18 protein-coding genes are annotated in these 22,513 nt (G+C 49.6%); 8 read left to right on the top strand and 10 right to left on the bottom strand.

Going from position 1 to position 22,513, the window contains the following annotated elements:
* Nucleotides 1-22 precede the first annotated feature (22 nt).
* The gene (locus AC27N8_RS10520; RefSeq protein WP_487066699.1) at nucleotides 23-2,266 is read right to left on the bottom strand and encodes a sensor histidine kinase; all 2,244 of its coding nucleotides are present in this window, start codon (nucleotides 2,264-2,266) and stop codon (nucleotides 23-25) included.
* 265 nt (nucleotides 2,267-2,531) lie between these two features.
* On the opposite strand from AC27N8_RS10520, the gene AC27N8_RS10515 reads away from it, so the two are divergent.
* Entirely contained in the window at nucleotides 2,532-3,365 is an 834-nt protein-coding gene (locus tag AC27N8_RS10515; RefSeq protein WP_487066697.1) for a sensor histidine kinase, read from the top strand.
* A gap of 198 nt (nucleotides 3,366-3,563) precedes the next feature.
* Entirely contained in the window at nucleotides 3,564-4,610 is a 1,047-nt protein-coding gene (locus AC27N8_RS10510; protein WP_487066695.1) for a universal stress protein, read from the top strand.
* Between the two features lie 120 nt (nucleotides 4,611-4,730).
* Here AC27N8_RS10510 and AC27N8_RS10505 read toward each other — a convergent pair whose 3' ends face one another.
* Nucleotides 4,731-5,351: a hypothetical protein gene (locus AC27N8_RS10505; protein WP_487066693.1), complete on the bottom strand. Its 621-nt coding sequence runs from the start codon at nucleotides 5,349-5,351 to the stop codon at nucleotides 4,731-4,733.
* Between the two features lie 413 nt (nucleotides 5,352-5,764).
* On the bottom strand, nucleotides 5,765-6,328 hold the full coding sequence (locus tag AC27N8_RS10500; RefSeq protein WP_487066691.1) for a VanZ family protein: 564 nt from the start codon (nucleotides 6,326-6,328) through the stop codon (nucleotides 5,765-5,767).
* A 300-nt stretch (nucleotides 6,329-6,628) separates the two neighbouring features.
* Between AC27N8_RS10500 and AC27N8_RS10495 the strand changes: the two genes are divergently transcribed.
* Together AC27N8_RS10495 and AC27N8_RS10490 are read left to right on the top strand one after the other, a co-directional pair.
* A complete protein-coding gene (locus tag AC27N8_RS10495; protein ID WP_487066689.1) occupies nucleotides 6,629-9,991 on the top strand; it encodes a winged helix-turn-helix domain-containing protein in 3,363 nt (1,120 codons plus the stop codon).
* 178 nt (nucleotides 9,992-10,169) lie between these two features.
* Nucleotides 10,170-11,342: a cytochrome P450 family protein gene (locus AC27N8_RS10490; protein ID WP_487066687.1), complete on the top strand. Its 1,173-nt coding sequence runs from the start codon at nucleotides 10,170-10,172 to the stop codon at nucleotides 11,340-11,342.
* A gap of 102 nt (nucleotides 11,343-11,444) precedes the next feature.
* On the opposite strand, the gene AC27N8_RS10485 is transcribed toward AC27N8_RS10490, so the two are convergent.
* Nucleotides 11,445-12,299 (bottom strand): SDR family oxidoreductase, encoded by an 855-nt coding sequence (locus AC27N8_RS10485; protein ID WP_487066685.1) that lies wholly within the window; start codon nucleotides 12,297-12,299, stop codon nucleotides 11,445-11,447.
* Between the two features lie 168 nt (nucleotides 12,300-12,467).
* On the opposite strand from AC27N8_RS10485, the gene AC27N8_RS10480 reads away from it, so the two are divergent.
* Nucleotides 12,468-12,845 (top strand): winged helix-turn-helix transcriptional regulator, encoded by a 378-nt coding sequence (locus tag AC27N8_RS10480; RefSeq protein ID WP_487066683.1) that lies wholly within the window; start codon nucleotides 12,468-12,470, stop codon nucleotides 12,843-12,845.
* Nucleotides 12,846-12,975: 130 nt separating this feature from the next.
* On the opposite strand, the gene AC27N8_RS10475 is transcribed toward AC27N8_RS10480, so the two are convergent.
* Nucleotides 12,976-13,827: an alpha/beta fold hydrolase gene (locus AC27N8_RS10475; RefSeq protein ID WP_487066681.1), complete on the bottom strand. Its 852-nt coding sequence runs from the start codon at nucleotides 13,825-13,827 to the stop codon at nucleotides 12,976-12,978.
* A 242-nt stretch (nucleotides 13,828-14,069) separates the two neighbouring features.
* On the opposite strand from AC27N8_RS10475, the gene AC27N8_RS10470 reads away from it, so the two are divergent.
* Nucleotides 14,070-14,630, top strand: a complete 561-nt coding sequence (locus AC27N8_RS10470; RefSeq protein WP_487066679.1) for a Uma2 family endonuclease — start codon at nucleotides 14,070-14,072, stop codon at nucleotides 14,628-14,630.
* Nucleotides 14,631-14,690: 60 nt separating this feature from the next.
* Here AC27N8_RS10470 and AC27N8_RS10465 read toward each other — a convergent pair whose 3' ends face one another.
* The 5 genes from AC27N8_RS10465 to AC27N8_RS10445 all read right to left on the bottom strand — a co-directional run bounded on the left by AC27N8_RS10465 (nucleotide 14,691) and on the right by AC27N8_RS10445 (nucleotide 19,718).
* Nucleotides 14,691-14,981: a hypothetical protein gene (locus AC27N8_RS10465; RefSeq protein WP_487066677.1), complete on the bottom strand. Its 291-nt coding sequence runs from the start codon at nucleotides 14,979-14,981 to the stop codon at nucleotides 14,691-14,693.
* Between the two features lie 201 nt (nucleotides 14,982-15,182).
* Nucleotides 15,183-16,079, bottom strand: a complete 897-nt coding sequence (locus AC27N8_RS10460; RefSeq protein WP_487066675.1) for an endo alpha-1,4 polygalactosaminidase — start codon at nucleotides 16,077-16,079, stop codon at nucleotides 15,183-15,185.
* 164 nt (nucleotides 16,080-16,243) lie between these two features.
* Nucleotides 16,244-17,674, bottom strand: a complete 1,431-nt coding sequence (locus AC27N8_RS10455; protein ID WP_487066673.1) for an ABC transporter substrate-binding protein — start codon at nucleotides 17,672-17,674, stop codon at nucleotides 16,244-16,246.
* 56 nt (nucleotides 17,675-17,730) lie between these two features.
* A complete protein-coding gene (locus AC27N8_RS10450) occupies nucleotides 17,731-18,627 on the bottom strand; it encodes a carbohydrate ABC transporter permease (protein ID WP_487066671.1) in 897 nt (298 codons plus the stop codon).
* A 62-nt stretch (nucleotides 18,628-18,689) separates the two neighbouring features.
* Nucleotides 18,690-19,718 carry a carbohydrate ABC transporter permease gene (locus AC27N8_RS10445; RefSeq protein WP_487066669.1) on the bottom strand — a complete coding sequence of 343 codons (1,029 nt, stop codon included), beginning with the start codon at nucleotides 19,716-19,718 and terminating at the stop codon, nucleotides 18,690-18,692.
* Nucleotides 19,719-20,116: 398 nt separating this feature from the next.
* Between AC27N8_RS10445 and AC27N8_RS10440 the strand changes: the two genes are divergently transcribed.
* Together AC27N8_RS10440 and melA are read left to right on the top strand one after the other, a co-directional pair.
* Nucleotides 20,117-21,154 (top strand): LacI family DNA-binding transcriptional regulator, encoded by a 1,038-nt coding sequence (locus AC27N8_RS10440; RefSeq protein ID WP_487066667.1) that lies wholly within the window; start codon nucleotides 20,117-20,119, stop codon nucleotides 21,152-21,154.
* Between the two features lie 36 nt (nucleotides 21,155-21,190).
* Nucleotides 21,191-22,492 (top strand): alpha-galactosidase, encoded by a 1,302-nt coding sequence (melA, locus tag AC27N8_RS10435; protein ID WP_487066665.1) that lies wholly within the window; start codon nucleotides 21,191-21,193, stop codon nucleotides 22,490-22,492.
* The last annotated feature ends 21 nt before the right edge of the window (nucleotides 22,493-22,513 follow it).

The following is a 22,513-nucleotide window of genomic DNA, read 5'->3' as shown; positions in this document are numbered from 1 at the left end:
GAGATAGCGATGGCGGAGGATACTAGAGATCGCTCTCGTCGTCCAGGGGGTGCAAAGGAAAGGAGACAAAAAAGGTAGTTCCGTGCCCTTCCACGGATTGAAACCAGATACGACCTCCATTACGTTCGATTAGTTCTCGGCTCAAATATAGACCCAGGCCAGTGCCATAGATACCATGTGCATGTGCGTTATCAGCACGTTCAAAGCGCCCAAAGATACGCGACTGCTGCTGAGCGGGAATACCGATACCATCATCTTTGATGCTGACAAGAGCTTGCTGATTTTCATCGTCCTCCCACAACTTGATATGGACAGTATCTCCCTGGGGACTATACTTCACAGCGTTATTCAGAATATTGGTGATGACCTGTTCTATACGTGGAATATCAATCGAAACTACAAGCACATCTATCTGAGACTGCACGAGACAGCGATGATCCTCAGCCGTTAATTGGAAACGCTTCACGACGCGTTTGACAAGCGCAACCAGATCAGTGGGCTCTGGCTGAATCTGCAAGCGACCAGCCTGGAGACGTGTCACATCCAGAAGATCATCAGTCAAATCATTCAAGCGTTTCGTGGCCTGCTGGATGCCTGCCAGAGATTCTTGCTGATCATGGGTTAACGCCAGCTCATTCTCTGTCACCAATTGTGAGACCAAAAGCTGGACAAATCCTTGTAAGACGGCTAATGGATTTCGTAATTCATGAGCGGCAATACCAATAAAATCATCCTTCAACGCTTCCGCCTCCTTAAGAGCAGAAACATCCTGATGCATCACCAGAGCTATCGGCTCAGGCTGTGCTAAAGTTTGCGACGAAAGATGCAACGGAAAGGTATGGGGATCAAGAGCAATAGCGTTGACCAGAACAGGAAGCGTCGAACCGTCGGAATGACGGATACTCTCTTGATGCTGATAAATAGAGGTGTTTTGCTGGAGGGCACGGATAGTTGCCATCTGGTCATGAGGGATTGGACGTCCATCCATATAAAAAATTTGAATACCATGCTGTTGCAGAAACGCGCTCATGGGCTGCTCATACGACCAATCAGCCCCCCACACGCTATGAGCTGCATGATTAGAGAGGAACAAACGCGCATCATCCCCATGCACCAGATAAACACTGCTAGGAAGTTCGTCCAGAATACGTTGCAACAAGACACGACGAGCCTCTGTCTCGGCATGAATCAATCGTTCACGCAGCAATCGCCGATTTTCAGTCACATCATGCCAGACAACGACCGCCCCGCGAACAGGATTAAGATGCGGAGATTCATACCCACCGGCAAGTTTGATAACTTCGTCACGGGAAGTAGAGCGATTCTGATGCAGGGGTGAAGCATTCACCACAAACTCACGATGCTCATTCTGTCTGTCCGTCAACGCCACAATCACATCATGTTCTGCCAAACCACTCAGAGCGCTACGAGCGGGGACATGGATAAGAGCCTCCAGAGCCTGTTTGCCATCCGTATACGCCTCTAAATCCTGTCGCAGCACCTGAGCACTACGATTTTCACGCACGATTAGACCGTGTAGATCTACCAGGGTCACACCATCAGAGAGACTTTCAAAAATAGCTTGCAGCTCTTGTGCTTGCATATGCATGGTGTGATGGAGATAAGCATTATCCACAGCCACGGCTGCCTGAGCGGCGAGCCCCATCAGGATCTCTTCATCAAGCTCTGTAAATTGATCAGGAAGAGAATGTCCTAACAATAAGCCGCCACGAATCTCGCCCGACCGATTCAGCATCGGTGCTCCGAGAAAGCTCCGCGTAATTGGATGTCCACGGGGTACCCCGATCGCCTGGAGGTCTTCAACAGGAATCTTCCCATGTGCAAAGGCAAGTGCCGAATCCCGCGCTTCCATCTTCATATTCTCAGCCTCGCGAGGATGTTTATGTCTGAGAGCAAATACATCGGCAACGCGTACCGGAACCTTGTAACGGAAAATGGGTGCAAGTACGCCTTCTCCCCCCATAGGGAAACGACGAAAGAGCTCCTCCTGCTCGGGAGTAGCTCCTACGACTGCCGCCAGATGAAAAGAACTGCCCTCAGCAGGACCAAGCAACTCTCCGTGTTCATTAGTAGGACGAAGGGTAAAGGCTGCAAACTCGGCACCGGTCAAGCTAGCTGCAGTTTCAGCAATCAGATGAAGCAGATGACCTTCATCCTGTTCACCCATGGAGGCTGCACTAATACGGCACAGCGCAGCAAATCGCTCAGGTTCTGAAAGACCATGGTGATTTTTTTGTGTATCCATGGACATAAGTCGCCCTCCAACAACGCGGGGTCATAGTAGCAGTGCACAAAAAGAGAATGCCCCATCGAAATAATAGTATCATATCGCAAGACTGAACGGCTAGATAAACTGCGGCCAACAAAAATCCTATCTGTGACCTCTTTGTGACATAAATAGACCTGAAAACGCTTTCCTTTGTTATTTCTTCTCTCTATACTGAAAAAATAAGAAATATCCGATGAGGCGACGACAATCAGGCATCACAACATGATGAGTGAAGTATATTATGGAACATGAGAAGAAATCCCAGGAAAAGAGAGCTGACACAAACCAGGCCCTCGCTAATCCTGTCCTCAAGACAGAATGGCTGGCGAATCTCAGCCATGAACTACGCAGTCCGCTGGCAGCTATCCAGGGGTATGCCACGCTCTTGCTGCGCCATGAAGAGCAGATCACACCGGAAGAGCATCACGAATTTCTTGAAGCCATCGCCGAGGGAAGCCATCGCATGACCTCCGTGCTCGATAGCCTGTTTGACATCGCCTCTCTCGAAATGGGTACAAGCACATTTCATCCATTTCCAGTAGACCTGCTGCAACTCGTACAAGATATCCTGGCCACGGAACAGCAAAAGTATCCAGAGAGCAGCATATCGCTCGTGGTGAAAAATACATACGCAGCAATGATCTCTGAGCAACAACGTCATTATATAATTCAGGGTGACCTGTTGCTGCTTCAAAAGTTATTGCTCCATCTGCTAGACAATGCGCGTAAGTATACCTCCACATTTCCATCGATCAGGGTCACGCTTACCTCTCAAGGACGAGATCAGTTGAGCGAACATGTTCCGCTACGGGTACGTACATATCTCCAGGAGCATCAGCAGCCATATGTGCAACTCTCTGTCCAGGATAAAGGTATCGGCGTTCCTCCAACAGAGTATGAACGCATCTTTGAACGTTTTGAACGCGTAAATATGCAACTAACCAGTCCTGTTTCTGGATTAGGGCTCGGCCTCACTATGTGCAAATACATTATGACATTACATAACGGAGCTATCTGGGTGGATAGCGTCCCGGGCAAAGGAAGTACGTTCCAGATGCTTTTTCCTGTCACATAACAGGACCAGCCGAACCCGGGAGCGATGATCGTCGCTCCCGGACATTAACCAGCAAAGCTGTGATGAAGTTGTGATGATCTTATTGGCGATTGAGATTTTATTGTGAACAGGCCACCTTACATTTGAAGAAAGAACCTGTTGAATAGACAAAAACGAGTGAGGCTAAACGCCTCACCAGGCGACATAGAGGAGGCATTTATGCTTACCAGAGAAACAGTCATTGAACCATCACAGATGCCGCAGATCGAACAGCTCCATCTCTTCAAACGCATTCTGGTGCCACTCGATGGCTCGGCATGTGCAGAGGAGGCACTCCCGATAGCAGCGCATATCGCTCGCGCCTCGCACGCGACCATTGTCCTGATCCGTATCGTACCACCAACTCACAGATATGATATTTACCCACAGAACCTTGCGGTTATACCAGAGGAGATAAACCAGCAAAGCAAACAAGCAGCCGAGAGCTATCTCAAACAGATCTTTGCTAACGAAACCCTGGAAGGCATCGGTATTCATACCGAACTCCTGATTGGCAATTCAGTCGATGTGCTGGTTAACTACGCGATAGATCAGCAGATCGATCTGATCGTAATGTGCAGCCATGGCAATACAGGCGTGAAACGCTGGATCTCCGGGAGCGTGGCACAACAGATGCTACGTCAGAATCCGATCCCCATGCTGATTGTACGCCAGGGATCGTCCGCACTCTTCCAGGAGATAGAAGCACAACATCGTCCCTTCAACATGCTGGTCACACTCGATGGCTCTATTCTCGCAGATACAGTGCTCCTTCCAGCCGCATGGGTAAGCGCAGCGCTATCAGCGCCCCTACCGGGCAAGCTACATCTGTTACGCATCGTTCAGCCAACGATCCAGATTGACGCACGTGCCGGAAGCATGGTCAGAAAAATGAATGATGAAGCCATCTTTCAAGCCAAATTGTACCTCGAACGTATGGAACATCTGATCAGCCAGAGCGAGCTGGCACCATTTCATCTGGACATCACATCAGCGGTAGCATTTGAAACGGATATTGCCCATACGCTGCTATGCGTCGCCGAGTACGGTGAGACGATCGATCACACAACTGTTGGCACCGGCTATGACACAATCGCACTGGCAACCCACGGCCGACAGGGCTTACCACGCTGGGTGGCAGGCAGTATCGCGGAACAACTCCTGGGAAATACCCGTGTCCCACTACTCGTTATCTCCCATCCTCAGACACCAGGGATGATCATATGAGAAAAAGATCGCTGCAATCGCTTTGAGGAGGCTCTAGAGCCTCCTCTCTTTTTATAATCAGTGCTGTCCCGCCGGGCAATGTGCGATGTCTACTGCAATTATTTATTTAATGCTCAACATTTATTTGAATTTGAAGGAGGCAAGCATAGGCTGAAAATACTGCGTATCTGCGGCATCAAAAGAGGCAGTTGGATTTTGTAAGACCAGGAAAAAAAAGACACCATTGGCAGTCCGTGTCCCCAAAATGATAAATTTTGTGTTTACCGTATTTCCATCAGTCGTAGAGTCGCCGGAAACTGCTTGGCGTTGCCAGGTCAAGCCATCTATCGTGACAGGCGCAAGCGAAGACTGACTACTGTTTTTGAGCGTACTTGCAACGGCGCTAATCTCACTACTAATCACATCACCAACCGAAGTGGTACTTGCAGTAACATCAGAGGTCATCACATCCACCTCAGAGGTATCGCCAATCATACGTACAGTTTTAAAGCTATCGTTTTCATTCTGAACATCCCAGGCATCAGGATGGCCAATAGAAAAGTTAGAACCTGTGTATGTTGTAAGAGCCGGAAGAGGTGTAGGCGTCGGAGTGGGAATGGGCGTGGCCGTAGCTGTCGGGCTAGGAGTGATCTTTGGCGGTGCACTGGTTGTACTACCATTTGCACAGGCAGAGCACATCAAGATAAAAAGGAATACACACAGGTACAGTAATACAGGTAGAGACGATTTTAATTGCTTCATGCGATATTCAACCTTATAGACAAAAGTAAAGCCTGTCATAAATTCAAGATGAATTCAAACAAGTCTGCTATGATAATAAGAACACTATTTTATCAGCATATATGCATTTTTGTCTATACAGCGGTTTCCTTTTACTTATATACATCACCTCAGCCAGATATTGACAAATCATCTACGATACATGTACAGCCTGGCTAAACTGGAAGATTCCTAACGAGATGACTCACGCTCAATTGAAAGTGTCCCATACCCAATTCCTGGCTGCATCGTTCAATCCAAATGGATTTCTGCTCATTGCTGAATATAGTAGTGGAAGCACAAGTATATGGCGGTTGTATGAAATAAAATAAGCGAGAGATAACAGAAAAGAAGAAAATCGTTGATAGAGACAGCTGATCACAACCAACGATTTTTTAACCATCTATCTTCAATGGACCAGTAGGGAGCGATGAGATATCCATTGAACCGATCCAACGTATTCCCAGCGAGCCAAGCACCACGATCAGACCAAGCGCTCCGCCAAGAAAAAGTCCGACGAGATTATCGATGATGTCGGTAACATCGCATCTGCGCCCAAGCATCGGCAGAAGATATTGCATGCCCTCAATCGCAAAGGGAAAGCAGAATGCTCCCACAAAAAGCGCCACGGCCACCAATCGACGCTGCGGCAGGAGGCAGCAGAAACCCAGGGGAAGAAAGAGCAATACGTTGAGGATACGCTCATTGGAATACCTGATTGCGCTTAATTGCTCCAATGCGTAAACGCTCGTTGAGCAGACAGAGGAAGCCGAGAAATCGAGCGATCCACCATAAGGAGTCATGGTAATCGACAAAATCATCCCGATACACAACAACAGCGCAAATGCGATCCAACGAGAAATGTGTAGCTTGTATCCAATCCATCGATGCATAATCATAGTAATAATCAGTACAACCATACATCCGGGAATAGCCCAGGGGGTTGCATCTAATGCCATTGTAATCAGTTCCGTAACACTCCATAGATACATATCGTTTTTCCAGGGACACTAACAAACATTCAGGAAAAAGATATTTCCTGGTAATCAGGATGCTCTATCCTGATTACTAGATTAGCGGAACATGGGGCAATCCGTCATCCCCTATGCAGGGGATTTTTGAGTATGAATTATATGAAGTGCTCAAGCAATGAATTGCTAGGGGGTACATCTATTACCTAACAGAGTATTTATGTTATACTGCTGGCGCGGAGGGTGGGTGTTAGGTAATAGATGTTTTTCTCTGGATGAGGAGGGATCATGTCCAGGCGCGCAACCTATCTGCTACGCTGGTCAGAGGAAGAGCGGGAATACGAGCTCATAAGCGCGGGGATTCCCATCACAGAGCCGCTGGATCTCAAGCCTGACAATCATGTCTGGTTTGATTGGTTGGGGCAGGCACATTCCTTTGCCTTTGCCAGTCGCTCAGGAATTGCCTATACCGTGCGCAAAGAGAAGGTCCAGCGTGGCAGTTCGTACTGGTATGGCTATCGCTCTCTCCAGGGCAAGACCATCAAGAGCTATATTGGTCGAACGGCTGATCTCTCCCTGGCTCGTCTGGAAGAGGTCGCGGTACACCTGAGCCATCGGTCACAAAAGAAAATAGTTCCCGTAAATAGCGTAATCCCCTCTCCAACGCCTACTACCCAGCCGTCCACCTCTACGACTATAAGCAATTCATCTGAACCAGCGCCAGTACATATGATGCCGTTACTCGCATCCAAACTGTACCCGCCCAGACTCCCAGCCTCACTGGTAGCACGTCCCCAACTCGCTGGCTATCTTGATGCGGGCACGGCCCATAAGCTTACTCTACTCTCAGCACCAGCAGGATTTGGCAAAACAACGGCTGTCAGCCAGTGGCTGGCCACACGCAACGCACGTCATGAGCAGTTTTCGGATGAGGCCCTCTCTGTGCCTTCAACCGCCCCATCCGCTCCACTGGTAGCCTGGGTAACGCTGGATGAGGGCGATAACGATACAGTGCGCTTCTGGCGCTACATCATTGCCGCCAGCCAGACCTTTCATCCTGACCTGGGACGCTCAGCCCTGACACTGCTTTCTTCGGCTTTCCAGCCTCCTTTTGAGTTGCCCGCGCCAGAGACAATACTGACGTTTCTGCTCAACGATATCACCCACTACGTGCACAATGGGCTTTTCATCCTGGATGATTACCATATGATCACAGAGTCCGCGATCCATAAAGCCATGGCTTTCTTCATTGAGCATCTCCCTCCAACTGTGCATATGATGCTCCTGACACGCAGCGAGCCACCACTCCCCCTGCTTCACTGGCGAGCACGAGGAGAGGTGCAGGACATTCAGACCGCTGATCTGCGCTTCTCGCAGGAAGAAACGGCCGCTTTCTTGTATCAGATGGGAGGAGTTGCCGCAACGCCTGTTCAATCGCTCTCACAGGAAACGATCCAACAGCTAACCCAACGGTTCGAGGGATGGGCCGCCGGACTACGTTTGTTATTGCTAACCCTGCACGGCCCCAAAGATCAGCACGAGATTAAACGACATCTGACACAACTAGTAGACGAGCCCATTCCTATCAGCAATCCACTTACCTCTCCTCAAAGAGCCATCATGGCGTATTTTATCAGCGAGGTTCTGAGCGCCCAGTCGGAGCCGATTCAACGCTTCCTGCTCCAGACCAGTATGCTCAGCCGTCTGACTGGCTCGCTATGTGACAATATGACTGGTCGCGAAAATAGCGCGGCGCTTCTGGCAGAAGTAGAACAGGCCGGCCTTTTTCTGGAATCTCTGGATGGGCCGGAACAATCCGAACAATGGTATCGTTATCATGCGCTCTTTGCAGAGGCTATGAGAAGCGAGGCGCGGAGGCGCCTGGGAGATGCATATCTGCGAGAATTGTCACTGTTGGCAGGCCAATGGTATCAGCAACATGACATGCTGGCGGAAGCGATAGAAGCAATGCTGTATGCCCAGCAAATCGAGCAAGCAGTGATCCTGATTGAAGCCATCTGCGAGCAAGACAACTTCTACGAATTGCATACTCTGCTGCATTGGCTAAAGCAGATACCAGAAACAATGTTCCCCTCACGTCCCACGCTCTGCTTCTCCTATGCGCAGGTATTGCTTTATACGCGGGATAACACTCCTTTCGGCGCACTCAAAGCTGAAAAAATGACAGCTCTGATAGAAGACATGCTTCAGATGGCTGAAAAAGGCTGGCGTGAGCGCGGTACGGATGCCAGACTCGGAGAGTTTTTCGCCTTTCGTGCTCTGATCAACTGGCAATTGGAGGAGCTTGGAAGCGCGGTTACATATGCTCGCAAAGCTCTGGAGTTATTGTCCACCACACAAGATCACCGGAAGCGCACGCATTTACAGGACACGAAATCGCGTAGCTTCTGTCTGGCGGTATTGGGCATGGAAGCTGCCGGAGAAAGGGGGTTAGATGAAGCTCACCAGTTCCTCATGCAAGCTTATGAAGGGTGTGTCAGTGCTCAACATCGGGGCTTCACACGGGCAACGATGATGATGCTTGCCTCCATCGATCTGGCACGTGGAGAACTTCATCATCCGGCCGAGGTCATGCGTCAGGTTCTCACCGAGGCTCGGGAAGTCAATGATTGGGGCGATGTGACATCTGCGCTTTTTTACCTCTCAGGCATCTATTATGAATGGAATGATCTGGATATGGTGGAACAGATGGCACAGGAAGCCTATGAGAGAGGCAAACATGGCATCGAAGCGGAGATGCGCGCAATATCATTCTTACGTCTCACTCTAACGCAGCAGAGGCGTGACGACACCAGAGCCACCCAACAGCAACTAAGCACACTGCTCGCTCGTCTACAAAGCATCCCATCGGCTCCTGTGGAGCTGAGGTTCGAGGTACTCAACTGGTTAGTCCGCCTGCAACTCTCCCTTGGCGATCTCGCCGCCGCACAGCGCCATCTCGACATGTTTATGCCGCATGAGAAACGGACCTCTACTGCCCTCAGATTCAAACTAGAGCTGCTCCAGATACGCCTTCTGCTCGCACAAGGAGAAACACAGATAGCGCTCCCTCGCCTCGAACGATGCCTCAAGCTGGCCTCTGCCAGGAAACGGATGCATGATGTGCTGGAGATTTTGATTTTGCTAACACGCGCCTATAACGCCAGCCAGCAAAGTATACTGGCGCATCAGGTGCTCCTGCAAGCGCTCTCACAGGCACAGAATGAGGGATTTATTCGCCTCTTTATCGATGAGGGAGAACCTCTGGCAACCGTGCTACGTTCATTCCTCCCCAGGATACAGGAAAAAGAGCTCTCCCACTATGTACAGCACCTTCTCTCTATGTTTCAGGTCGAACAGGAGGCCCGCAGCAGAAACACGCTGGCTCTTCCTTCTAAGATGTCAAAACATGGAGAGATACACCAGCTCACGCTGGACGCTCCCGCTGGCTTGCCTGTAGAGCCACTTTCAGCGCAGGAGCGCCGTGTGCTCCGTTTGCTGGCAGAGGGACTTACAAATATGGAGATAGCACATGAGTTGATACTTTCAGTGAATACGGTGAAAGATCATGTCAAACACCTTTACCGCAAGCTCCAGGTGAACAGTCGCATGGAGGCCAGCGAAGTAACACGCCGCCTGCACCTCTCCTGATCGTCGTCTCTCTCCAGCCACAAAAAAACACCCGCACAAACACCCAAACGGAGGATGTCGTATCATCCCCATGCTCACTATACTTGTAGCAGATAAAGGATACAGAAGAAGCTCACGAGAGAGAGCAGATAAACTGTAATATGACCATTAAACAAATAAAAGCTACAAGGAGTTTTACATGACCACAATTAGCTCACACGCTATTATATCGCAGGAAGCAAAGAGAAATCCTCAGGTCGCCTATGCACAGCTACGCGCCCATGGATCACTCTCCTATGTAGAAGATATGAAAGCCTGGATTACCACCTCCTACGAGGACGCCATTTTCATCTTGAAGGACCCTCGCTTCATTAAGGACAGATCAAAGCTCGCCTCACCAGAGGATCTTGAGGGCGGGGAAGAAGGTTTTCGTAATCTGCTTAGCGAAGATCCACCCGATCATACACGCCTGCGTCGTCTGGTCTCACAGGCATTTACACCACGCATGGTCGAACAGTTACGTCCACGCATCCAGCAGGTTACCGACGAATTGCTGAATGCCCTTCCAGCACATGGAAGCATGGATTTTATTGCCGATTTTGCCTATCCGCTTCCAATAACCGTCATTTCCGAAATGCTAGGGATTCCTGAAACAGACCGCCAGTTGTTCCGCACCTGGACACAAATTATTATAAGGATGCATTATGATGAAGAGAGTGTAGCTGCTTTCGAGGCTTTTAATGGCTACATCGAAAACCTTCTGATCGAGAAGCATGCCCATCCTGCCAATGACCTGACAAGCCTTCTGGTTCAGGCCAAAGAAGATAACGATCAGTTGAGTAAGGAAGAACTGGTCTCAATGATCTTATTGCTGATTATCGCCGGGCATGAGACCACGGTCAACTTGATTGGTACCGGGACTCTGGCACTCTTACAACATCCCAATCAAATGCAACTACTGCGCACCACACCTGAATTGCTTCCCACCGCGATCGAGGAATTATTGCGCTACAGCAGCCCCGTAAATCTCTCCGATGAACGCTTCGCCAGCGAAGATATATCGTTACATGGCCAGATAATCCACAAAGGGGAGCAAATTTTTGCCCTGTTGACCGCCGCAAACTCAGATGAGCAGCAATTTACCAATCCAACCGAGCTCGATATCACACGCCAGAATAATCATCACCTTGCCTTCGGCAAAGGTCTCCATTTTTGCCTGGGGGCACCGCTCGCCCGCATGGAGGGACAGATCGCTATCGAAACGCTACTCCGACGCCTGCCCGACTTACGCCTGCTCGACGATCCAGCAACGCTGAGCTGGAGCGATAGTCCTATGATACGTGGGCTGAAAAGCCTACCAGTAGCTTTCTAAGAAAATTTCTTGAGAAAACGTGAGATGTGACAATCATGTACCAATGAGATCACATCTCACGCGTTGTCGCCTGGATGCTACGTGCTATCCAGTGATAATCTCTTAAGCAATTGCCTGGACGAACGTGCTCTCAATAGGGGACGGCCTGGTGCCAGTGACACGCTCAACAGTATCTGAGACGAATGCATATCCCTCGCGATTCGCCCAGATAGTGATGCCAACCATGATATTGGCTACCGGCTCCGGTAGACCCTTGGCAAGAGCAAGAGTAATCAACTCCTCATCCGATGCGATGGTTATCGTCGCCTTATTACCAGAAACAGCTGACCTCCGTTGCACGAACTCGGCGAGACTGACCGCCTCTGGCCCGGTGACATCTGCAGGCCCTTCAAGATCGGACTTGCCTGCCAGTACAAAAGCCGCCGTACGGGCGCAATCCTCACGTGTCACCCAGCTGACTTTGGCCTGGCCATCAGGCAGAGATACTTGCTCATCAGCCTGGAAGATATCGATAAGGCCGGGAAGAACCTCAGCATAGTAGCTGTTGCGCAAGGACGTCCATTTCATACTCGAAGCAGCCAGAGCAGCCTCGGTCAGACCATGCTCCCGCTGAATCGGCGCGGGCGAATTCGGTTCCGCTCCAATGGCCGAAGTATAGACGATATGGCCAACTCCGGCCTTTTCCGCTGCATCGATTGCCGCTGTGTGCTGATCAACACGCTGGCCTACAACGTCTGTACTGATGATGAGTAAACGTGTCACCCCATCAAACGCCGCTGGCAAGCCCGCAGGATCGCTAAAGTCTGCTCTGCGTACCACAACGCCTCCGCTCGCAAGATCTTCTAATTTCTCGGGATTGCGCGTGAGGGCAATAATCTGATTGGCTGGAACAAGTGTGAGAAGATGCTTCACAACAAGGCGACCAAGTTGGCCGCTCGCACCACTAACTGCATACATAAGAATGGCCTTTCTGTTTGTCTCTATGATCTTTTCTACTGAATTCGCATCTGTAGAGGGAAGATGTTGACAACGTTCCTCCCATTAGTTACTATAAGAGAGAAGCGTTCCTTTTGCAAGAAGGAACCAAAAAGTGCGCTACTTACCAAAAGGTGCGGAGGTAATCTGATGGAAACCCTGACTCCCTGTGTCTATAATGCAGACTGCCCTACCCGGCATGTGCTGGATTTAATCGCCGATAAATGGGCAGCTTTGATCGTCGGTCTGCTCGAAGAGGGACCTTTGCGCTTCTCAGCGCTCCAGCGACGGATCGGTGGCATCTCACAAAAAATGCTCACACAGAATCTGCGCAATCTGGAACGAGATGGTCTCGTACTACGTACAATGTACGCAGAAATCCCCCCACGTGTGGAGTATACCCTGACACCTCTGGGAGAGACACTCTGTGGGCCACTGGCCGCGCTTCGGACATGGTCAGAAGAGAATATTTATACCATCATTGCTGCCCGGGAGAACTATGACGGCCATATAGATACTATCAAGTGAAGGAATCATCTCCCCCAAAGAAATCAAGCCGCTACGTGGGGGAGAGTTAATGCCGTGAGCAAAGGGGGGTTATTCCTTATCTTCACAGTATTGTAATCCGCTAGATCGCGGGGGCGCTAAGCACACGACTCTACAATAAAAACGTATTGACAGCCTGCATGAAAGCATCGAAGCGGTTGCGATGCATGTTATGAGTTGCACCAGGGATCTGGATCGCATAGCTATCCGAAGGTAGGAGTTGCTGTGCCTCTTCCCATTCCGCATCAGTAAAAGTTGAGCCAAGCCTTGCATCAGCGCGCAAGAGCAGCGTTGGAGCTGGCAGTTCTCGTAAGAGCGGGAGCAATTCACCTTGTTTACCCGCCTCAGTAAAGACACTCAGCACCACCTCATAGCTCACCTTGCTACTCGCATACACTTTTGCCTCAATATCGCTGGCCGACCAATCAGGATTAAGGCGTGGCAATTCAGCGCGCAGTTCCTCTGCGGGTCGGCCAATGTCGACCACAAAACGGCTGGCTCGCTGAACAGGATCATCTTTTCCAAAGTTATGCGCGGGATCTTCAAGGATGATTCTATCGAAGGTAAGCTCCGACCGTTGAGGAGCTATTTTGGTTGCCAGCATGAGTGCGGTCGCGCCGCCCCAGGAGTGTCCAAGCACAATTGGATGATCTAAAGCAAGCGCCTGGATAAAAGCAGCAACATCCGTAGCTGTGTCATAAAGACTATAAGGGCCAGCAGCCGGCTTAATACTGTCTCCATGTCCACGCATATCAAGAGCATACACACGATAGCGATCGGACAGCGCCGCTCCAACCCGCATCCAGTTACGCGCTGAACTGGTAATGCCATGCAACAGGACAAAAGATGGCAGATCGACGCGCTCCTCGTTCCAGCTAAGATAGTGAAAGCGACCCGCCGGCAAGTCGATGTTCCGAGATTGTGGATTGGAGGCCGGATCGGATGAGTGTGGTATTTCTAGCATAAAAATCCTCTTATAAAAGCTATCAACAGTGACTTCCTATCATTATGCCATGAAAAGCATATTTTTTTCGAACGTGATGGTATAAAATAAGCCAGAGGGCAGACGTATAGTGTCGTTGTCTTATTTAGTCTCAAACTCCGGGACTAGATATACCAGTCGACGTATCAGATGTATAATATGATGAGAGAGAGCAATCAGAAACCAGTCGCTTCGCTAATAAGACAGAAAGAGCAGGTTTTATCATGGCGCTACCAGAATATCCATTCATTGACGTGAAAGACTATCTGGCTCTTGATGAAAAAGCTGGCAGCGTAAAGTATGAATACTTCGACGGGCGTCTACGCATGCTTGCGGGAGGCAGTCCTGATCATTCGATCATTGCAACAAATATCGCAAGTATTTTCCACAGTGCGCTCAGAAAAACACCATGCACGGTATATAACTCTGATATTCGTTTCAAGCTCTCAGAGTCTCGCTATGTCCATCCAGATGTCACTGTAGGATGCGATGAAAGAGACAAAGGGAAGAAGGATAATATTCACTATCCTCGTGTGATTGTCGAGGTTCTTTCACCAGGAACAGAAAACGTCGACAAAGGCGAAAAGCTTGATGCGTACCTTGATTATCCTTCAATTGAAGAGTACATCCCGGTTGGCTCACAGAAGAAACTGGTTGAAGTGTATCGTCGGGATGGGGATACATGGGTCTCGCGGCGCTATAAACCGGACAGTATGATACAACTGAGCAGCATTGACGTCTCAATCTCTTTGGAGGATATCTATGAGAAGACGAGCCTCACTTAAATCAACCAACACAGAAGAATAGTTTTCTCGTTATAAATATAGATACTACTCGGTCAACGGTCATCGCGCCGATGCGGTATCGGTGATGTGTGTCCAAAACAGCTCCAGAAGGCGATGGGGTGAGAGGCTCACCGACGTAGCGGCGCGGCTCCGCCGTGCTGTCTGTGACTCGTACGACCACGCTCCCCATGGGGTTCCATTGCGGGATCTTCCCACCGTGGATCGTCTCGTCTGCGTTGCTTTCAGATGCACATGGGACGTGTTCGTGCGTGCAGTGACAGCACGGCGGAGCCGCGCCGCTACGTCGGCGAGCCTGAGCGCCTGGTTCAAGGGGCCATCCTCCTTTGCCACGCAACGTCCTTCTGTGTTTTGACAGAGCAATACGTCCTCTCTCAAGAAAAAAGGGCTGCAATTTATATTTAACATAAATTGCAGCCCTCATCAAAAGGAACCAATAGAAGTCCAGTTCCTGACAACTCCATTTGAGAGCCAGAGCACAATGTGAGCTAAAACTTTTCACTCATATCTGGATGACCAGATAGAGCGCCTTCCTTAGCGACATGCAGTGCGTGGCGCATCGAGATCGAGCCCTTTCTTCATGGCATTAAAGTTCATCGAGTTTGCCTTTGAGCAGAATTGCGACGTGGCCAAATCGTACTCAACTTCCATCACCGGCTTACCTGCCTTGATAAAGGGCAGGAAAGAGTCGCATTCTTCATTAGAGAAGCACTGCTCATCCAGTTCCCAATCGAAGTAGGATACAAGCTGTGTGACCTGTGCTGGATCGTTTTTGAGCGCGACCGAGAGACCTTGAGTATGTGCCTCATTGGCCAGAAACACATTGTAGGCAAGCTGATCATTGGCAGACAATTTGAAGCCTGTATTGTTGCCATCAAAGCCATCGACATTGTCAAATTCGACGGCATCAAAGCCCTTGGCTTTACATTGGCTCACCCGTGCTTGCATCAGAGGCTTAAGGATTGACAATTGACGAATATCCAGCCAATTCTCACCATCCCAGTTACCCTGACCGTCGCCTTTCGACACGGCATTTCCTTTGACGCTAGCAGGAAATTGACTGGCATCAGAACGCCAACTCTCCCACGTTCCTGCATCGATATAGCAGGTCACGATGCGCTTTGCATCATGTAGTGTTTTCACTACACTGGCATCATTATTAAACATGTCAATATCGTACATTTTCACATTAAATGTAGTATCAACCTTTCCAGTAAGTTGCCATTGCCAGCTGGTATTTAATGCTGGATGCCAACAGCTGGCACAACTTACTGGAGCAGGGAGTGCTGTGTTCTTTGCACTCGCAGAGTTGAGCACCAGCACGGTACCACCAACGGCACTCACCAATCCTAAGAATACCAGGGTGAAAGCCAGTAGCGGACGTGGCAGTCTGGCCAGAGGTCGAAAGATGTTCGTACGTTGTGTTGTCATGTGTTCCTCCTTGAATATATTAACAGAAAGGGAAATTGCATGGGTATATCCTTTACTTTGCTGCAATAACATCCATCGTAGATGCCATGCAGGAACAGCGTCCCCTGCCATTTCCCGACCTCTCGGGCAGGCACGAGGCGCTATCCTCGCACGGTTCAACAAGATTAATTATCGTTGGATTGAATCACACCATCTGCATCCTGCACAGCCTGATTGGTAGCTTTCTGGACAGAGATTTGATTCAGCCACATCTGATTAAAGGTATCATCGATCTTCGATTCAGCTTCGTTAAAAGCTGGAGTAACGGGAGCGCTGATCGTTTGCCCTTTCGCTTCTTTAAGGAAAGCACTGACGTCAATGCCCTGTTTTTGCCAATAGGAAGCAAATGATGGAGCGGCACTCTGAATGCCAGGCCAGACGATACCATTCTCCGCCACGATCTGTTGCGATTGAGTAGAGGCGAGCCATTTGAAAAGCTCCCATGCCTCTTGAGGATGTGCTGTTTTAGCATAGATCGCATCCGAGAGGCCGTTGAGCACGCTGATGCGACCTTTAGGGCCAACCGGCAATTCCATAATGCCAAGCGGGAAATTGACCTGCTTGGAAAGATACGAGACATTCCATGAACCAGTCTCAATCATTGCAACCTTACCACGGGCAAAGAGTTGCGTCATCGCATCGCCAGAGTTATTTGTCTCGGCCGCCGAAGGCGAGACACGCCACTTCGAAATCAGATTAACAAGATACTGTAACGCCTGGATGTTCGCTGGCTGATTATAGAGAAAATGCTGGCCAAACGGCTTATCCATGAGCTGGCCACCATTCATCGCCATATAGTTCCAATAGATCTCCTGGTTCAGATCAGCTGAAATGAATCCGTACTGAGAGACAGCATTCGCGTTAAAGCCCGATTGATTGGGATGGAGGTTGTTCTTGTCAACCGTCAGCTGTTGAGCCAGTTTGACAAATGAGCCACCATCAGTGGGATTCCAGGTGAGGTCAGTAGGAATAGAGACGCCCGAGTTCTTAAAAGCCGTTTTGTTGTAAAAGAGAGCAATCGTATCCCAGTCTTTGGGCAATCCATAATATTTGCCCTGGTATGCATATTGCTTGAGGAGTTCTGGATAGTAGATCGAGGTGTCCAGCTTATCTTGTGTCATAAGCGGTGTGACATCCATCAACTGCCCCTGAGACATATAATGAGGGAAATAAGTGAGATCATCCCAGAAGACATCGGGAGCGGCTCCGGCGGCCAACTGGGTATCGAGCTTCTGCCAATACTGATCATAGTCAGCCTGCTGAATGGTTACAGTGATGTTCGGATGTAATTTCTCGAATTCATTAATCGATTTTTGATAACCAACTTGCTCATTTGAGTCCCATAAGGCATAGGTCAGATTGACCTTCCCACCCGGTGCCTGTGTCCCACCACAGGCACTCAGCGCAAAGAGCAGCAATGAGATGAGTATAGCTACCGTCGGCCACTGTAGTAGACGAGGGCCATGAAGCTTCCGTGGCGATTGCGGTACCGACCGGTAAGACAATCCCAGTAATCTTGCCTCGACATGTGATCCATTGCGGATACCACGTTGCATTTTCTGCCTCCTCTTTAAGCTAAGAGTCTTAAAAATACGAGAGAACGATGCTCTTTTTATTTGAAGCCACTGAGTTGAATTGAACGTACAATCTGTTTCTGGCATACAAAGAACAATAGGAGCAAGGGACCGAGAATAATAAAGGTCGCTGCCATCATCAAGTTCCATTGTGCGCCATGCATGGATTGGAACGACGTGACGCCAACGGTGAGCACGCGTAGATCATCCGTATAAGTAATGATCAATGGCCAGAGGAAGTCGTTCCAGGCCTGTACAAACGTAATAATCGCCAGCGTGGCAAGAATTGGGCGACTTAAGGGAAGAATGATCATGAAGAGAATCTGAAGGGTACCTGCACCCTCGATACGTGCTGAACTCTCAAGGTCCTCCGGAATTGAGCGGAAGAACTGGCGCATCAGAAAGATACCGTACGGTGAGCCAAGCACAGAAGGAATAATAAGGCCATAGTAGGTATTGATCCAACCAAACTGCCTCATCAGGATGAACATGGGAATCAACGTGACGATATTTGGCACCATCATCGTCGACAGGTAGAGCCAGAAAAGTATATCACGGCCCGGAAAACGCATACGTGCAAAGGCGTAGGCAGCAATTGTGCTAAAGATCAACTGGCCAAGCGTAGAAAAGATCGCATAAATCAAGGTGTGTACAATATAGCCTGGAAAATTGTACTGTGTCATTACATTGAGATAGTTTTGCAGGGTAAAGACAGTTGGTAACGACCAGGGTTCTCCTGAAAAGATCTGGTCAGCAGGCTTAAACGATGTCAGTAGCACCAGCCAGTAAGGAAATATCGAGAGAATCACGCCGATAAAAATGACCACATACCAGATAGTGTATCCAGGAAGTCGACGCAGAAATTGTCCTCTCACGCGCCTTTTTGCCAGCATCGCACGATGATTTAACTGAAGATCAGAGCCAATTGGAAGCATTGAGACCCCCTCCTTTCTAAACTCGGACGTTACCAGACCCACGTCCTCTGATTGAGACATCATTAACTCAGATCATAGGTTGTACGATCACGGAAGTAGATTGCCAGTATCAAGGTCACGAGCAAGAGAATCACAAAGAGCAGCATCGAGAGCGCAGAGGCATAGCCCGCATGGAAGAATTGGAACGCCTCTTTGAAAATGTAATAGTTAAGCACATTCGTTGATCCCGCTGGCCCACCTTTTGTCATCGCGTAAATCGTATCGAACAGTTGAAATGAACTGATTAAATTGGTCACAAGCACAAAGAACATGGTGGGATTGAGCAATGGAAGTGTCACTCGAAAAAAAGTTTGCAGAGGATTTGCTCCATCGATGTAAGCAGCCTCATACAAATATTCGGGAACCCCTTGCAGGCCCGCCAGAAAAAAGAGCATGGTATAACCAACATTGCCCCAGAGCGTTACAATGGCAATGGCAGGTAATGCCAGTTGTGAAGAGGTAAGCCAGGTTAACTGATGAACTCCGAAGATAGCCAGGAAGTTGTTGAGCGCTCCATATTGAGGATCAAAAATCCATTGCCATACAATTCCCATGGCAACGGGAGTAGCCATCCAGGGCACAGCGAAAAGGGTGCGGAATAGCCCAATGCCCGGCAATTTCTTATTCATAAGGATCGCAAGCAGCAGTGCAAGCACCGTCTCCAGGGGGATATTGAGCAGGACAAAATAGACGGTCACAAGTAACGATTGATGAACAGCAGGACTCTGAAGGAGCGTGCTATAATTTTGCAAGCCAATAAAACGTGGATCGGAGATTAATCCCCAGTCGAAGAAACTCAGCACGGCAACCGCGATCACGGGCAGTAGTAAGAAGACCAGAAGACCAATCAGGCTTGGCAATAAGAATGCATACGCCTGAAGGGTAATGCGTGTCTCAAAGCCAAAGATATGGCGGGAACGTGTGCTTTTCCTTACATGAGAGGTATTTGAGCGCACAAAATATGATGTTGGTAGGCTGTCTTGAACGGTAAGAGCTGGCTCTGGTGTTCTCTCCTCAGGAGGACTTTGGGCATTTCGTTGCAGTCTTCGCATACAGCTACTCCTTATTAACCTCTATGAGGGATCAGCTCACAGCGGTAGATGAACAACGTTCCTCATGAAAGGCTTGTAGTTTCCGTATATCTGTGTACCCGCGTACATACTATGAAAGCGATAGTAGCATCTCTTTTTCACCATGTCAAGAGAATATGACTATAGAAATAGACAACGACCAACAGGGTGACCGGGAAAGATGGATAAAAAGACCACTATTTTAAGAAAGTAGCTGTGAAAAATAGCAGTTGCGATGATGATATATGGAAAAATCGAACCGACATAGCATTGAGCAGGCTTAAAATATGAACGCGCGTACTCTTGACAATGCCTAAAAGAGATGGTACTATCCGTTTCGTGAGTTGTACGCGGGTACATGACTAGAGAAGGAGATCTTTATGGTGACGAGCGAACAGGTCGCTCAGCTGGCTGGCGTCTCGCGTGCTACAGTTTCTCGTGTTTTGAATGGTTCAGTACATATCAGCGCTGAAGCAAGGACACGCGTTCATAATGCAATCAAGGCTCTCGGCTACGAGCCAAATGTTGTAGCGCAAAACCTCGCTCGACCGCGTTCACGCATGATTGCGCTTGGTCTCTTTAATGATGAAGAAGGGCTGGCACTCTCACAGCTTGGGCGTACAGAGAATTATTTCTACATTGACATGGTCAGACATATTGACCGGAGCGTGGCAACCAGTGGCTATGACCTTTTCATGCCATCACTGCCGCATAGTACACCAGATAGTTATATTCGCAGCCTCCAGGCACGCCGCACAGCAGGTATTATTATGCTGGCCCCCGACCAATCAGATCCACGGATTCAAGCGTTGATTCAGGCTAACATCCCTACCGTATTTGTGGATACTATGGGAACGGGCCGCCATGCAACCTACGCGCAATCGAACCATCTGGAGGGGGCACACCAGATTGCGGAACACCTCGTCTCTCTCGGACACAGGCGCATCGCCTTTCTCATAGAGCCCTTGAGCAATCCGACGAGTACCGAGCGTCTTCTAGGTTGTCAGCAGGTACTTGCTCGCTCCGGCATTCCATTCGATCCGGGCCTGCTTTGCCAGATTGAATGGAGTACAGACGAAGCCTATCAAGCAACCAAAGTATTTCTAAGTCGTCGGCGTGACTTTACCGCGATTGTCGCCGGGAGCGATATGATGGCGATTGGCATCCTGAGAGCACTCCACGAGGCCGGACTCCGTGTGCCCGAAGATGTTTCACTGACCGGTTTTGACGATGTGGTGCTCAGCCAATATCTGACGCCACCACTTACAACGGTCCGACAGGATAAAGAAGCTCTGGGCAATGGCTCAGTGCAACGTCTGATCGCACTCATTGAAGAAACAGAAGACGTTTCTCCACTGATAGTCCCATCGCAGCTTGTTGTCCGTGCATCAACGGGTCCTGCTCCAGCACATACGTAAACTGTTTTTTTTTGTTGGTAAGGAGCTTCATTCATCATGCCACAGATCACTATTATCGGTGCCGGGAGCGCAGTCTTCTCCCGCCAACTCATAACTGATATATTACAGATCGAAGGACTGGACGAAGGGCGTTTTGCACTGGTCGATATCGATGAAGAACGCCTGGAACTGACGCACCGCATCGCCGAGCGCCTGATTATTCATAGTGGCAAGCATTGGAGCGTGACGGCCTCCACGAACCGACGAGAGGTGCTGGCAGGCAGCGACTTCATCATCAACACCATCGAAGTGGCGGGACTCGCCAACGTCGACCATGACTTTGAGATTCCGATGAAGTATGGTGTTGATCAGTGTATTGGCGATACCATCGGTCCAGGCGGCATCTTCAAAGCCTTGCGCACCGGTCCTGCTTGGCTCGATATTCTCCACGACGCTGAACAACTCTGCCCGAACGCCCTCGTGCTCAACTATACCAATCCCATGTCCATCTTAACGCTGGCCGCGCTCAGGGGCACAAGCATGAGCACGGTTGGTCTCTGCCATAGTATCCAGGGAACCTCAGAGTTGCTGGCTGAGTATCTGGAGGTGCCACTGGCCGAGTTGGAGTGGCGGAGCGCGGGACTCAATCATAATGCCTGGTTTACACAGTTACGCCACCACGGTCAGGATATGTATCCGCGTCTGCGTGAGCGCGCCAAAATTCCTGAGATCTACGAGCAAGATCCGGTACGCTTCGAGTTTATGCTCCACTTCGGCGCCTTTGTGAGTGAGGGAAGCGGTCACTTCTCTGAGTATACCCCCTACTTCCGTAAGCGTCCTGAACTCATCGAGCGCTATTGCCGAGCAGGCTATCTGGGCGAGACCGGCTTCTATGCACACAACTGGTCCACATGGCGTGAGGAGAACGATACAGAGATTCGCGAAATGCTCGCCGGGACACGCCCCTTGGATCTCACACGCAGCTATGAATATGGCTCAAATATCGTTGAGGCGATGGTGCTCAATCGTCCGACAGTATTCTATGGGAACGTACGCAATACCGGTCTTATCGACAACCTGCCCGATGGTTGCGTCGAGGTTGCCTGCCTTGTTGACCGCAATGGTGTGCAACCAACTCATTTTGGAGCACTTCCAGAGCAGTTGGCTGCCATCAATCGCAGCCACATGGCAATCCATACGTTGATGAGTGACGCCTTGCTCACACATGATAAAGAGGCTGCACGCTATGCGTTGCTCCTTGATCCATTAACTGCTGCCGTCTGCTCGCCCGCCGAAATCAGCGCCATGTTCGATGAGATGTGGGAAGCCGAACGCGATTACCTTCAGCCATTCGCATAAACTCACTGTCACTTGTACCTA

It is taken from the genome of Dictyobacter sp. Z7_2, assembly GCF_057551105.1.
The sequence above is the reverse complement of the archived record's forward strand: the minus strand, read 5'-3'. Positions and strand labels throughout refer to the sequence as shown.